A 14,246-nucleotide genomic window follows, 5' to 3' on the forward strand; every position below is an offset into this window, starting at 1 on the left:
CTTAAAAATGCGCATACCAAATAAACCCTAACGGGTTTCACTTTTTTAATTATGCAATTTTTTTGTTTTCTCAATCCATTATACTCATAGACAACACCCATAATATCAAAGACAGTCTTCTTCTCATATCTGTGAGATTTTCGTCCATTTTTCTGTAGAAGATGGAACAGGCGGATTAAAATCTTTGTTATTTCTCGGGTGTTTTGCTGTATAGCTTGATAAAGAATGTATAGATGGTCTTGAATCATTCCAATGGCTTTATATTCGCTTAATTCTCTTTTCTTCTTTTGTAAAATTAATTGTCGCATCTTAAACATAGTAGAAGAACATAAAAAAATAGCGATGAGTTTTCCATAAATGTTGCATTCTAATCGCTCTCGTTTGATATTGTGCCAATCATGAATTTGAAATAAGGATTTCCAAGTTTTAAAGATAATTTCAATCTGCCAGCGGAGGGAATAAAAATCATGTATTTGTTCCATCGGAACCCATTCCAAAGCTGTATTGGTAACATAAATGTTCATACCAGCTAATCGTTTGCTTTTCTCTGAGTACGTAATACCCTTTTTACTTTCGGTATACACTTGTTTTTTTTTACGTTCTCGAAGTTGTTTTTCAGTTAATCGATATATAATAACGCGTGTAAATAGTTTTTTATCCTTTCCAATATAAGCATCTGTTATTTCATAGACCTGTCCTGGTTTTAAGGTATTCATAATGTGTTCTAAATCAACTTTGATGTACTGAGACTGTTTTTTTACTGTCCCATTTCGAAAGTATTCAGGAAACTCATTTTTGATATACACCATATTATTTAATTTCAGCCGCAATATATAATATACCCCACGTTGGTCCATTTGATCTAAATCGTCCAGTGAATAATAACCCAAATCTCGAATACAAAGGTCGCCAGGCCGTAATGTCGCTAAACATTCTGTTCCAAAGGTTTTATCATTATTCTTCCCTGGTTCAACTTGAAAATTTAAAAACTGCCCACTATGTAAATCATATTCCAATTGAATCTTTATACCTACTGTTTGTGCACAACCACCCGAACCGGGATACACACTAGCTAAGTGTTTTAGCACTTGAAAAATCGTTGCATCTAAAATGCGAATTCGTTGAAAATGGGTTAGTGAAGAACTTGGAATCACTGAAGTTTCATAAACTTTATTTTTTAATAATGCAGAGAAAACATGTTTTAAAAAACAAACAGCTTTTTTATTGAACCGTTTATTTAGTCCTTCTGGACTAATAAGAGTTCCTGTAGCTGCATGTAGTTGACTACACAGTCTAACTACAGAATCACTCGCTATCCGTTGACTCATCCAAACACAAATAGTGGCTAAGTCATGTCCTGAAAATTTGCGCTTTCGTTGAACAAAATCTAACTCTCTAGCAAGCTCTTCTAAAAATGAAGGAGTAAAATATTGATATAATTCCTCAGCAAATAATTGGAGTTCATCTTGAATCGAAAGATTCATAAAAAATGCCATCCTTTCTGCATATTTCTACAAAAAGAATAGCGATTTTTTCGCTATATGGATACAAATTTATCTTAACTTGATGGTGATGTATAGTGACCCCAAATATGCCCCAAAAACTTTACAGTAATAATTCTCATGTTACCTCGCTGGTTATTAGGATATTTTTTCTTACTATATGCATACTAAACGTACTATAAAAGGTGCATAGAAAGTGAGGGAATCATGGCTAAATTTTTGAAGCGTTTAAAATATAGAGACAATCCTAAGTCATTTTCAATACGAGACAATACTCATTTTCAGAAAAAAAATATTGAAGACTCCCTCTTAGGCGCTGATTTATCGAAAAACATAGCTGATATTCAGAATATATTTCGTCAAGCACCTGATTTAGTGATTCGCCGGTTTCAAATAAAAGCAGATGGATTAGAAGCCGCTTTAGTATATTTGTCTGGATTAACAGATAAAGAATTGATTCAAAATCATGTTCTAAGTCCTTTGATGAATAGTGATTTTGATACCAATACGGAACTTCCAATTCCATTAGGACAAATCAAAATTATTAATACGTGGAGTCAGATTGAAAATGCTATTTTTGGAGGAGATAGTGTTTTATTAATCCACAGTCGAACAACAGCACATCAATTGGATACGAAAGGATGGCCACAAAGAAATGTTGAAGACGCTCATAACGAAATAGCTCTAAAAGGTGCGCATCAAGGATTTACAGAAATTAGAAGTCAAAATATCGCAATGATTCGAAGGTATATTCCTCATCGTGAATTAACGGTAAAAGAAATAGTAATTGGTGTACGAAGCAAAACGAAGATTTCTATTTTATATTTGAAAGATGTAGCTTCTGAAGATGTGCTGAAGGAATTAGAAACACGGATTCATAATATTACAGTCGACGCTGTTGCTAGTAATGGGGAACTTATAGAATTCATTGAAGATAACCCGTACTCACCGTTTCCACAATTTATATTAACTGAAAGACCTGATTTGGCAGTATCTCACATTCTACAGGGCAGATTTGTAACTGTAATGGATCATTCGCCTAATGTGTTAATTGCTCCAACAAATTTTATTTGCTTTTTTCAAGGAGTGGATGATTACGGTACAAGGTGGCTAGTTGCTTCGTCTATTCGGATGCTTCGTTTTATCTCCTTTATAATTGCTTTATTTTTGCCTGCGAGTTATGTTGCTTTTATTTCCTTTAATTTTGAAGTTATTCCTGTAGAGCTGTATTTATCTATTGCAGAATCAAGAACGCGCGTACCCTTTTCTCCAGTTATGGAAGCATTACTTATGGAAATAACATTGGAAACGATGAGAGAAGGGGCTTTACGGATACCTACTCCGATCGGTCAGACAGTTGGAGTTGTAGGTGGTATTGTCATTGGACAGGCGGCTGTTCAGGCGGGAATTGTAAGCAACATTATGATTATTGTTGTTGCTATTACAGCCATCTCTTCTTTTGTTATCCCTAATTATGATATGGGAGCGGCAGTAAGACTTTTACGCTTTCCGATGATGCTAGCAGCTGCCTTATTTGGAATTGTTGGACTTGTTATCGGGTGGATGACTTTAATTGGACATCTAATCAGTCTTGAATCGCTAGGTACTCCTTACGGAACGCCATTAGCACCGTTTCGCTTTGCAGATATGAAAGATGCTTTTTTACGCTTTCCTTTATGGGCAATAAGAAGGCGTCCTAAGGATAATGGAACCATTCAATCTATTCGACAAGGAAAGAATCCTAATAAAAGGTGAAATCATGAAAAAGTATGCCTATAATGACATCACTCTTATGCAGTATATTGTTTTAATCAATGGAATGCAGGTGGCCACTGGCGTTTTATCACTTCCGCGCGTGCTTGCAGAAAACGCTGGAACAGATGGATGGATAGCTATATTGATTGGTTGGATATTCTCCACAATATCAGGTGTTTTTATCGTGAAAACTGCTGCAAGATATCCCGAGGACACGATTTATGACATTCTTATACGATTGTTTGGAAAAATAGTAGGGAAAGCATTCGTTGTTATTTACATGATGTACTTCGCTTTTTATACTTGTATCGTTCTTGTAAACGCTATGCTTTTTCTTAAGGGATGGCTTCTTCCGAAAACGCCTGACTATATCGTTATCTTTTTGTTTTCGATTCCTACCTTTTTTGTTGCGCGTAACGGTCCTCGTATTATAGGGCGATACTCCGAACTTTTTTTTTATATGGCGCTTTGGATTCCGTTGTTTTTTTTGATACCGCTTAAAGAGAACGGAAGTTGGATGCCCTTCTTTCCGCTATTAAAAGAAGGATGGAAACCTGTATTAACGGCTGTACCGACCACTATTTTTGCTTATTTAGGGTTTGATATTGCTTTCTTTTTATATCCTTTTTTACAAAAAAAACAGTATGCAGTCCATGGAATGGTTATTGCAAACACATTAACGATGTTATTTTATTTATTTACTACTATTGTTTGTTTTGCTTATTTTAGCCCTGATAGCATTACGCAATATAATCAACCGGTACTAAATTTAGTGAAAGTAATTGAATTTCGTTTTTTAGAACGTTTTGACATGATTTTATTGGCTGTTTACTTAACCATTGTTTCCACATCATGGATTCCTGCCCTATACTGTTCTGTATTTTGTTCAAGCCAATTACTTGGAAAACAAGATCATAGCTCTCATGTGGTTGTTCTCTTATTGCTCATTATCGGCATCATATTTTGGACTCATCCTAGTTGGAATGAAGCCGAAATTTGGCAACAGGTATTTTCGAATGCTGGATTAGGATTAACCTATATATTACCTATCATTTTATGGCTGTACTGCTGTCTATATGAGAAGTTTCGCCAGGGGAGGATACATTGAAAAGAAAAGTACTATGTTGTATTTTATTATCGGTGTTCATGATGACTGGATGCTTTGATCAAACAAATGTTGAAGATGTTTCTCTTACTCTTGTTCTTGGTATTGATTTAGATCGTAATGATAATTTATTAGTGTATATATCTAGCCCTGTTTTCAATAAAGAAGCAAAGATAAAAGAAGAAACTACTGGTGTGAAATCTGCTACGGTTCGAAAATCTAGAGAGCAATTTGATGCTACGGTTATGGCGCTTACCGCGGGAAGTAAAACACAGGTTATTTTAGTTGGAAAAAGGCTACTGAAACGAAAAAACTGGGAAAATCACCTCGATCCATTTTACCGAGATCCCAAAAATACAGTTACCGCAAGGGTTGTCGCTGTAGATGGGCCTGTTTCGGACGTCATCTTCTATAGCCCAAAAGATAAGCCGCGGCTTCCTATATATTTAACAAAACTAGTTGATACCGCTTCTTTAAGAAATATCACAGTAAAAACAACTCTTCAAGAACTATATGAACAAAGAGCAGACAAAGGGGTAACAGCAAATATTACTGAGGTGAAAAAAAAGAATAAAATATGGGTGACAGGTACAGCTTTATTGGATGAAAAAGGAAAGTATAAATTAACGCTAAAATCTAATGAAACCAAACTATTACGCATTTTGCAACAAAGAACTACAGGTGAGTTTCCATTCACAATTCCAATTAAGCTAAAGTCGGATAGCCAAGATAAAGATTGGATAAGTTTTACTGCCAATGGTATTCAAGTAAAGACAAAGGCAAGATATGATAATCATTTTATATTTAATGTAGATGTAAAGATGAGAATCGGTATTACAGAACGGCTTTTTTCGTTTAATACAAAAAAGGACGCAGCAAAATTACAAAAAGCGATTGAAACTAAGCTGGAAGCTGATTTCAATCAATTAATACAAAAAATGCAAACTGCCAAAATCGACCCTATTGGGCTTGGAGGATATGCAAGAACTTACACATATCCAGAATGGAAAAAAGTCCAAAATAAATGGAATAATGAATTAGCAAAGGGCGATGTAAACGTCAAGGTTAAGATTAAAATTGGCGGGATGGGAACGATTAAGTAACACGAATTCAACTGGAATTCGTACTGAAATTGCAAGTACCTTCTATTTTAGAAGTGGAAATGTCTTTAATAGGGGTTCCGCCCCATCACAATCAAGCTAAGAAAAGCAAATACCCCAAAACGAGAAAATTGGCATCTCCAGGTGAAAAGGTACAATTTTTTATTTTGGGGTGCTATAAAATTTTTAAGTTGATGGACATGGGGTCACCATATCAAAAAAAGAAAATTGTACGTTTAGACATAAAAATGACACATTTCGATTAGTTCTCTGTACGTTAAGGAATTAGTTTGTATATTTGAGGAGATGTACGAGACAGATGTGAATTTAGGGGGATCCAATATTTTCTATTCAAATATGATAGAATAGAAGTATATGCAAAACGGAGGAAAAACAAATGAACTCAAACACAAAACAGTTTATAAATGATATCCAGCAAAGAAAGAACAATTATATAGAAAATGTATTAATAGCAATACAACACCCTAAAAAAGAGCAATCTGAACAGGTCATTCAAAATATAGTAGAGAAGATGGATATGATGATTAGTTTAGTTACTACTTATATGAGGATTGAATTAGGATCTACGGAAGAATTAGAAGCACTTCAGGAAGAAATCATTCATGCTCAAGCATATATTCAAAAACGAAAATTTGAAGAAACACAGAGATAAAACCCTGTATTTTTATTTGGGCGTCTATGACGCCAATCTGTTATAAATCAAACTAGATGTAATTTGATCATTGTTTTGGCATAATCCATACAATTTGCGGCACCTTATCTTCAGTGAGCAAATGATCTGGTTTCACATTCTTTAACTTTCCTCTTACATTACCTCTTACAGTTTCAATAACCACATGTTTACCAATTACCGATTGTAATGTCTGATATACGTAGGGATTAGGTACACTTACCATATCTTGTTCACTAAAGTCATTTGCCTCTAAATAACTCATTCTATAGGACTCCTTTCTAACTTACATTTTTCCTCTTAATATATGATATAAATCTTATAACTATGCTAGAAGGATAATTCATTATAGGAACGAAAATAACATTTTAATAAGGTGCGTTTTCTATTCCTAAATTGCTAAAAAATTATTTATATAAGGTTACTTTTACTAGTTAATAGGTGATTATATAGGGATATTTTGAATGTACATCCAGGCTGTTCCTTTCAAGATATGTATCATTTTAAATACGCCCTTTATTAGAATAGTGCTCATACATTTTTTGAGATTCTTTAGTAATACGTGCGTTAAGTAAAATTGCTAACAATAAAAACACTCCATATTTTCCCCCTGTAGCTCCTATGATAATCACACTACTACAAACAAGCACAATTAATAGGATAAACGAAACTAAATAAATACAGTCATAATTCTTTGACATTTTCTCGTATTTTATGCGTTCTTTCCTTGCATCCATCTAAATTATCCATTTCACTATAAAATAAATCCCTACCTTAAAAAGAAAAATCTGTCCATTTAAATAATTAGTTTGTTTTTTTAGCAACTAATGTATATAACATGAAAAGAAATCCTACCAATATTAAGCTTTCCACTATGATAATCCCGACCCTCTCCTTCCTTTTAACCCCCAACACATCAGATGAAAATTATGTATATCCCATATTAACTGCAGCAAACAAAAAGGATCTTCCCTTCTCGTAAAGGCTGATCCTTTTCTTCGTTCATTCAACTATTTCTAGCTATTCTTGATTAATTAGAATAACAGCTGGTCCATCTACACGAATTCCACCAACTTCGATTTTTTCATAAGGCTCAACTGTAATAGAAATGACCCCTTCCCGCTTCTTTAATTCATTACTTAATTCTTTTGTTAACATTTTTTTCATGTGTGCACTCCTTCTTACTGCTTAATTTATTAGTGTTATGTAAATGAAATTAAAAATGGTTTCCTGGTCTGGAAACCATTTTTTGTAGTTGACCATATGGTGTTACCAGTTCGTTTATCAATTTTACGTAAAGAAGAGATAAACAATTACCTATTCACTGTCTCAGTAGATGTAAGGAACTCTTAAAGAGATAGCGGTGAGATCGATTGTTTTTTCTTCTAGAAATAATGACTTAGATAATATATTACCTAAAACAATGAAAGCCCTACCTCTCTTTCATCCTTACGGATCCTTGTCCGTGCCAGTGTGAATCAGGATTGCAAAAATCAAGTGACTATTTAATCGAGTTATTTGATGCAACTTCGAACGTTCGTAAAAGAAATTTAAAAATAAAAATGGATTAGATTGAAGTAATAACAAAAGAGGTTCCTACTCTAAAAGTGAGCTGAAGAAGTTGAATGTCTTTGAAATGATTTACTTTTAATAATAATCATATTCCCGAAAAATTCAGGATATTTTCGGGGGATGTAATACATTATCTATAATGAATCTTAACAGAAACTTTTTATTTGATTTTCAGTGATTCCTTTAATTAATCCTAGTTCACTAATCAAAAATTCATGTGCGTTATCCAACATTTTTTTTTCGCTTGTATTAAGTGCCTTTTCTTTCTTCATACGCATTAAATCACGTACAACTTCAGCACCTTCTTGTATTTCACCCGTTTTTATTTTGTCCGTGTTCACTTTATACCTTTGTTTCCACGGCAATAATCTATCTGATTCTCCATGCTGAAAAATGTGTATAATGTGTTTTAATGCAAGTATATCAGTAACTGGGCGTATACTCGAACTCAATATTTTACCCATAGGAATCATGACTTGCATATTACTGATTGACATTTTTATAACATAATACCGTTGTTTTTCCCCTGAGAATTCTTTTTCTTCTATGGCTTCAATTATACCTGCTCCGTGCATTGGATAAACAATGTTATCGCCAATTTGAAACATATAATCCACCTCCATATATGGTAACCTTGTTAAGCTTAACATATATGTGATTTTTTATCAAATATTTAATAATATCATAAATTTATTTTTAGTGTCAATATCTTTTTCTTCAAAAATAAAATTTAGTAAAAACAGCACCAAATTTATAGGGAGCGTGTCGGATTTCGAATAAAGGGAAGGGGGATTTTCCCGCGTATATTCTGAAACCTTTACTAATTAACGTAGATCAGTTTTCCCTTGAAAACGACCAAATCGATCCCGTATTTTTTTCAATCTTGTTTGGTACTCCAAAATCTCAATTCTTGCTTTTTCAGCTAGAGGTGCAATTGGTCTTAAATCTTTTAACCCCCAATAATCAACCACTACATCAAGTACTTGATCAAAATATTGTAGCGGTCCATAGTTAGCTTCTTTTGCAATCACAGCCATTCTATTTTCAAAATCAGGCATGACAGCACCTGGCATTTTAAAATTCATAATTACATTGGCAATATGATAGCAATAATTAGGTTCCAATTCCAAATGTGTTCGAATGACTTCTCGATAAAACGCATAATGAAGAGTTTCATCTTTTGCAAGACGGCGTAATAATGTAGCAAGATCTGGATCATGCTTACTTGCAACCTTAGCTACATTATTGTAAAACACCATCGTTGCAAGTTCTTGTAGCGTCGTATACGTCATTGCTTCGATTGGTGTGTGAAAATCGGGCTCAAATCCCCCCTCAACGACTGACTTTCTTAATTCATGTAATCGTTTGGGATTCACACTTCGAGTGAGTAGTAAATATGTCTCCAATAAATTCGAATGTTGATCCTCTTCTGAAGTCCAAGTATGAATAAAGTCTGTAATAACAGAAAGGGACCCTTTAAAAGTCGCAGATAAATACGTTGTAAACCATGGTAAATTCACTTCTGTTAATAAAGCTGTTTCAATGGCCGTAATTACACCAGAAGGAAGAGTAACTTGACTTTCATCCCAAGGAACTCTTTTAAAGTCCATTCCCTTATCCCATGGTAAAAACTCATGATAACCCCAGTCTATCTTCTGCGCTCTTATTTTATGTTGTTCATACAGTTCTTTTAAACGTGGTTCTAATCGGAAATCTAAATCATTTGTTAGCATATATAAGTGCCCCCTTTTCTTATCATAGATAGTCATTCTATTTTTACATTCATTTTTATCCTTAAAAATTTTCTACAAATAAATATTACTTTCCTTTTTTTAAGTCAAACATAACAAATTTGTAACAAAACTCTTTAAGAGCACTATATTTTTATATGATTTTTTCAAATCAAAAGGGGAACCGTTACATATATTGTCCTTTTTTATAAAAGGGGTTCTGAGGCATACGGTATGTTGCTTAGCCTAGATAAAAAAACGATCATCAGTAAATAGAGAATAACATTCATGGATGAAGATACTCGTCATGTTGTAAATCTTGGTGATTGTAAAAAGGTGCATGCCCATAAAGAATCGTTTTTTGGTCATCTGAAAGATGAAGCACATATAAAACCTTGCGAGTCTTTTATTGAATTAAAACAAGAGATTAAGAAATATATGACGTACTATAATCATTATAGATATCAATGGAATTTAAAAAAGATGACTCCTGTTGGATACAGAAATCACCTTCTTGATGTTGCCTAACTTTTTTTAAAAATGTCCTTTACAAAGGGTACAAATTAATTTGAAGATGTCTTTTTATTCACTGCACTGAGTCACAATTATTTTAGTACCTTTTAAATTTGCGACCAAAAATAATTACCATACCTGCAAGAACCATCAATATGCCCAATGCTGCACTGTTATTTGTACTTGCACCCGTTTTTGGAAGCTCTTTATATGTATCTTCTTTTTTATCAGAAGTACTATTGATTGAGATATTACTGTTACCAGTATCAGAGCCATTGCTGTTGTTAGTACCAGTAATGCCATTATCAGCACCATTACCGTTGTCTTTATCTTTCACAACCACTTTTTGTATTGTAGTTACCTCATTACCACCGGAGTCACGAACAAGGAATTTTACTTCGTAAGTACCAGTTTTAGATGTATCTACTTCACCAAATTGTATTACTTTATCAGTAATATCGCCATCTTCTTTATCAATAGCTTTAACCCCAGACATTGGATCGAATTTATCTCCAACTGTTACTGTAGTTTCTGAAGGTACAGTTAACTCAGGCCCTTGAATTTCAACAGGTTTTTCTTTTTCTTTAACTGTTACAGTTTGTGTTTGAGTTCCCAAATGACCTGCAGAATCTTTAACTGTGTAAGTTAAAACATACGTTCCCGGTTTAGTAGTATCTACATTACCTTTATATTTGACTTTGCTTGTTAAATTGCCATCTTCTTTATCGGTAGCAGACACTCCTGACATTGGGTCAAACGTATCTCCTACATGGAACGTAGTTGTAAATGGTACTTTTAACACCGGAGCTTGGTCTTCCGAAGGTTTTTCTGCCGCTTTAACAATTACAGTACGTAATTTAATTACTCGATGACCTTTAGAATCCTCCACAACATACTTGATTTTGTAAGTACCTTCTTTATCAGTACCTTGGTCTCCGCTATATGTTACTTTAGAAGTGATATCACCATCTTCTTTATCGATAGCTTTAACTCCACCCATTGGGTCGAATTGATCACCAACTGTTAATACTGTTTCCTCCGGTACTGTTAACTCTGGCTCTTTGTCTTCAGCAGGTTTTTCTTTAACTGTTATAGTTTGTGTTTGAGTTGCCAAATGACCTGCAGAATCTTTAACTGTGTATGTAATCGTGTAATTGCCAGGTGTATTTGTATCTACATAACCTTCATATTTTACTTCCGACGTAATGTCACCATCTTCTTTATCCGTAGCACTTACATCTTTCATTGGATAGAATTTATCTCCTTCAGTAATTGTCGTTTCTGAAGGTACTTTTAGTACTGGCGCTTCATCTTTTGTTTCTTCTTTCTCTTTAACCGTTACTGTTTGTTTTGCAGTTACTTTATGACCTTTAGAGTCTTTAACTGTGTAAGTTAAAACATACGTACCCGGTTTAGTAGTATCTACTTTACCGTCAACTGTTACTTTAGAAGTAAGATCTCCGTCTTCTTTATCAGTAGCAGACACTCCTGACATTGGGTCAAACGTATCTCCTACATTCATTGTTGCTCCAACAGGTACTGTTAATTTCGGTTCCATATCTGGAGTTTCTCCGTTTTCTTCTACAATTACAGGTTTAGAATCAGTTGCTTCCCAAATAGGAGCGGCTAAAAGTGGGTAATTCAACTCTTCTATTTTTTGTCTTGTTTCTGACGATGCCATAAGTCCCCATTTATCAAAGAACGGAAGTAAATTTTGTTTTGCAACCTTGGATGTATTGTAAATAAATGCTTGCATTTTCTCGTCACTCGTTTGAGGAAGCTCTTCTTTCGGGATTGCACGGTATAATTGATGTAATTTCGGATAAAATTCTTCTCCAAAAGCTAAGTCTAATTGCCAAAACATTGCTACTTTCACAAAAACATCATTAATTTTATTATAATCTTTTTCGGATTGAGGCTTATTTAAATAAGTAAACGCTTTGTCATATGTTCCGCCTTCTAATCTCGATTTATTTCCAAAAGCCCGTTGTACGGACAGACTATAAATATTTGTAGTAACTTCTGATAATCCATCCCACATCCACGGAAGTTGTTGCCTTTGATGTCCCATTTCATGCCAAGGGCCCCATCCATTTTCAGTGAAGTCTTTTACGTTTAGTACATGTTGAATCGCATCTCCCACATATGCTGTTCTACCAGGATACGCATACATATAATAATCAGAGCGATTATCTTCTACAAAGTGCACATAATGCTTGTCCGCTTCTGCTTCAGACAAACCAGAAACTCGGTCTTGAATTTTGATAGCTTCATCTAATTTTTGTAAGAGTTGTACAGGATCTGTGTTAGAGCCTATTAAATATTTTTTCACTCTTGCAGGACTTGCGGTTATGAGTGACCGGTCCCCTTTTAGTTCTACCGCATGGGCATCAGGATATTTATTTAGCATGTCTACTAAATCTTGTTGCGTATGTTTTCCTAACTCAAACAGAGGGGTAGTTGTTCCGCCTGTTTTTATCTCCGCTTTTACTGTTCCACTTTGCCCAGGATTATAAAAATAAATCATTCCGCCATTTGGGGATTCAATTGTATTTTCTCCTGGTTTTAAAGTGAACGACTTTATGAGCGAATCTTCATTCCATGCACCATCGTATGAGTATGTTCCTATATAAGCTCGAATAGTCTGTGTTCCTTCTACTTGAATGGTTATTTTTTCATTGGGACTTGCATATAGTCCAGTTGGTTCATAGGTACTAAATCTAAACCATCGTCGATCCATATCTCTAATTTTCTCTGCATCACCCTTGCCTGGGACATAAAAAACGTGTTCAGTCGTTACTTGTTGTTCCTCAGCTGCAACTTTTGTGATTCCTGTTATTCCTCCTATAAATGGAGAAGCAAGTACGTTTACAGCTATCAATGTTTTGATGGCTATTCCTTGCTGTCTTTTTTTCGTATCTTTTTTCATTTTGCATCACAATCCTTTCTGTAGTTTTACAAGTTTAATAGTTCTATACATATTAAGAAGTTTTATATAAACATTTTCACATTAGTAAAATATAAGATATAAGTATAAATTGAGGAATCGGCCAGGGCCTCTTCATGCTTGGTACAAGCTGAAAACAAAGAGAGAAGGTGAGTGCAGGTCACCTTTTGTTCTGAGTGGTAGGGATTTGTATGCCAAAAATACTTACCCTTAATAGTAAAGAAAATTCTGAAAAATATTCTTCTACAAAGTTTTTCTATGGTCTGTTTTCCATTCTTTTTTGTCACTTTGAGTTTAACATCCACTATATAATATGACAATTAAAATATGACATTTTTCGTTAAATATCGACAAAAAATTCCTTCATCACATCTTTTGATTGGATGAAGAAATAAACAAATATAGTAATTCTTTTAAGTATCGTATGTGAGTTAATTGGTTTTGATGGGCATGTGATGTGACCCCACATCCATCAACTTAAGAAAAGTAAACACCCCCAAGACGAAAAAATGAGCTGACTTCTTAAAATAACTAACTGGAGAGAAATTTTTTTAATTTAGGGGGTACTTCAAAATCTTAGCTTGATGGCGATGTGGTGATACCCTATTTTTACTTATAAAGTCTTACAAAACTGTCACCTTTATGTAAGGATATTAGATAGTTTAACTATTATTTCAATGTGATAATAAAAATATAAGAAATACATAAAAAATATATTATACAGAGGTAACCATACGATGATTGTAAAACTAGCATTTATACTTTTTGGAGTAGTCTTAGTATTATGGGGTATATATAGTACGAAAACATATGAATCATTTTTAGACAAACTCACTGGAATAGGACAGTTATTAGGCGGAATTACATGCATAATTGCTGGGATTTTATCCTTTATAATTAAATAATTTATAAAGGAGTAGCTCCAGCCTTACTAACCTATAAATCACTTGTTTTGTATCAAACAATCCTTACATACGGAGGTTTTAAAATGAAAAAATATATTTTAACTTTAATACCATTTATCCTAGGGATAGGGTGTGTAGTTAGTTATAATACTATCGGATCTAAAGTTGCATCGGATGGTACTCTTGTCGAACCATTCTATTTACTACCAATGGGTTATTCATTTTTAGCTATCGGTATAATTAGTCTTTTTGTAAGTAAAATTAAAAAAGTTAATAAATAGACTAAAAAAGAGCCTTAATACGGCTCTTTTTTAAAATCTCGTGAAAAGTTATTTTTTATGGTTTTCCCATTGTATTTGGGTATGAGGCAGCTATTGGGGTTGTTAGTGTTAATAAAAGTCATACAAGAACTGGGTTTTTTTCTCA

Annotated in this window: 11 protein-coding genes and 2 pseudogenes; 6 read left to right on the forward strand and 7 right to left on the reverse strand. The window is 33.9% G+C overall.

What is annotated here, in order from left to right; all coding sequences use genetic code 11:
- Positions 1–83 precede the first annotated feature (83 nt).
- Positions 84–1,484, reverse strand: a pseudogene (locus EXW56_RS27290) (IS4 family transposase); the annotation flags it as partial.
- 225 nt (positions 1,485–1,709) lie between these two features.
- Between EXW56_RS27290 and EXW56_RS27295 the strand changes: the two are divergent.
- The 4 genes from EXW56_RS27295 (at position 1,710) to EXW56_RS27310 (ending at position 6,135) form a co-directional block, all read left to right on the forward strand.
- Positions 1,710–3,257, forward strand: coding sequence for a spore germination protein (locus EXW56_RS27295; protein WP_215597706.1), 1,548 nt, complete (start codon positions 1,710–1,712; stop codon positions 3,255–3,257).
- Between the two features lie 4 nt (positions 3,258–3,261).
- Positions 3,262–4,365: a GerAB/ArcD/ProY family transporter gene (locus EXW56_RS27300; RefSeq protein WP_033711196.1), complete on the forward strand. Its 1,104-nt coding sequence runs from the start codon at positions 3,262–3,264 to the stop codon at positions 4,363–4,365.
- Positions 4,362–5,465 (forward strand): Ger(x)C family spore germination protein, encoded by a 1,104-nt coding sequence (locus EXW56_RS27305; RefSeq protein ID WP_215597707.1) that lies wholly within the window; start codon positions 4,362–4,364, stop codon positions 5,463–5,465. The genes EXW56_RS27300 and EXW56_RS27305 overlap by 4 nt, the downstream gene beginning before the upstream one ends.
- A gap of 394 nt (positions 5,466–5,859) precedes the next feature.
- A complete protein-coding gene (locus EXW56_RS27310) occupies positions 5,860–6,135 on the forward strand; it encodes a hypothetical protein (RefSeq protein ID WP_215558663.1) in 276 nt (91 codons plus the stop codon).
- Positions 6,136–6,202: 67 nt separating this feature from the next.
- Here the strand turns inward: EXW56_RS27310 and EXW56_RS27315 are convergent, their stop codons facing one another.
- The 5 genes from EXW56_RS27315 to EXW56_RS27335 all read right to left on the reverse strand — a co-directional run bounded on the left by EXW56_RS27315 (position 6,203) and on the right by EXW56_RS27335 (position 9,458).
- Positions 6,203–6,418 (reverse strand): DUF2642 domain-containing protein, encoded by a 216-nt coding sequence (locus EXW56_RS27315; protein ID WP_215558664.1) that lies wholly within the window; start codon positions 6,416–6,418, stop codon positions 6,203–6,205.
- 238 nt (positions 6,419–6,656) lie between these two features.
- Positions 6,657–6,890 (reverse strand): hypothetical protein, encoded by a 234-nt coding sequence (locus EXW56_RS27320; RefSeq protein WP_199674978.1) that lies wholly within the window; start codon positions 6,888–6,890, stop codon positions 6,657–6,659.
- 283 nt (positions 6,891–7,173) lie between these two features.
- Complete coding sequence (locus tag EXW56_RS27325; protein ID WP_000738549.1) at positions 7,174–7,320, reverse strand: BC1881 family protein; 147 nt, start codon at positions 7,318–7,320, stop codon at positions 7,174–7,176.
- A gap of 551 nt (positions 7,321–7,871) precedes the next feature.
- Complete coding sequence (locus tag EXW56_RS27330) at positions 7,872–8,333, reverse strand: CarD family transcriptional regulator (protein ID WP_016104163.1); 462 nt, start codon at positions 8,331–8,333, stop codon at positions 7,872–7,874.
- A 216-nt stretch (positions 8,334–8,549) separates the two neighbouring features.
- Positions 8,550–9,458 carry an acyl-ACP desaturase gene (locus EXW56_RS27335; RefSeq protein ID WP_215558665.1) on the reverse strand — a complete coding sequence of 303 codons (909 nt, stop codon included), beginning with the start codon at positions 9,456–9,458 and terminating at the stop codon, positions 8,550–8,552.
- A gap of 336 nt (positions 9,459–9,794) precedes the next feature.
- Here EXW56_RS27335 and EXW56_RS27340 point away from each other — a divergent pair.
- Positions 9,795–9,983: pseudogene (locus EXW56_RS27340) on the forward strand (IS3 family transposase); the annotation flags it as partial.
- 82 nt (positions 9,984–10,065) lie between these two features.
- On the opposite strand, the gene EXW56_RS27345 reads toward EXW56_RS27340, so the two are convergent.
- A complete protein-coding gene (locus EXW56_RS27345) occupies positions 10,066–12,897 on the reverse strand; it encodes an immunoglobulin-like domain-containing protein (RefSeq protein WP_215597708.1) in 2,832 nt (943 codons plus the stop codon).
- Positions 12,898–13,903: 1,006 nt separating this feature from the next.
- On the opposite strand from EXW56_RS27345, the gene EXW56_RS27350 reads away from it, so the two are divergent.
- Positions 13,904–14,101, forward strand: a complete 198-nt coding sequence (locus EXW56_RS27350; RefSeq protein ID WP_016107058.1) for a DUF3955 domain-containing protein — start codon at positions 13,904–13,906, stop codon at positions 14,099–14,101.
- The last annotated feature ends 145 nt before the right edge of the window (positions 14,102–14,246 follow it).

Origin of the sequence: Bacillus mycoides, from assembly GCF_018742245.1 — a bacterium.
Lineage (GTDB): Bacteria > Bacillota > Bacilli > Bacillales > Bacillaceae_G > Bacillus_A > Bacillus_A cereus_U.

What these genes read in the sequence shown, in the direction of transcription:
- EXW56_RS27295 (WP_215597706.1), top strand. Translation starts at nt 1,710, where the DNA reads ATGGCTAAATTTTTGAAGCGTTTAAAATATAGAGACAATCCTAAGTCA.
- EXW56_RS27300 (WP_033711196.1), top strand. Translation starts at nt 3,262, where the DNA reads ATGAAAAAGTATGCCTATAATGACATCACTCTTATGCAGTATATTGTT.
- EXW56_RS27310 (WP_215558663.1), top strand. Translation starts at nt 5,860, where the DNA reads ATGAACTCAAACACAAAACAGTTTATAAATGATATCCAGCAAAGAAAG.
- EXW56_RS27315 (WP_215558664.1), bottom strand. Translation starts at nt 6,418, where the DNA reads ATGAGTTATTTAGAGGCAAATGACTTTAGTGAACAAGATATGGTAAGT.
- EXW56_RS27320 (WP_199674978.1), bottom strand. Translation starts at nt 6,890, where the DNA reads ATGGATGCAAGGAAAGAACGCATAAAATACGAGAAAATGTCAAAGAAT.
- EXW56_RS27325 (WP_000738549.1), bottom strand. Translation starts at nt 7,320, where the DNA reads ATGAAAAAAATGTTAACAAAAGAATTAAGTAATGAATTAAAGAAGCGG.
- EXW56_RS27330 (WP_016104163.1), bottom strand. Translation starts at nt 8,333, where the DNA reads ATGTTTCAAATTGGCGATAACATTGTTTATCCAATGCACGGAGCAGGT.
- EXW56_RS27335 (WP_215558665.1), bottom strand. Translation starts at nt 9,458, where the DNA reads ATGCTAACAAATGATTTAGATTTCCGATTAGAACCACGTTTAAAAGAA.
- EXW56_RS27345 (WP_215597708.1), bottom strand. Translation starts at nt 12,897, where the DNA reads ATGAAAAAAGATACGAAAAAAAGACAGCAAGGAATAGCCATCAAAACA.
- EXW56_RS27350 (WP_016107058.1), top strand. Translation starts at nt 13,904, where the DNA reads ATGAAAAAATATATTTTAACTTTAATACCATTTATCCTAGGGATAGGG.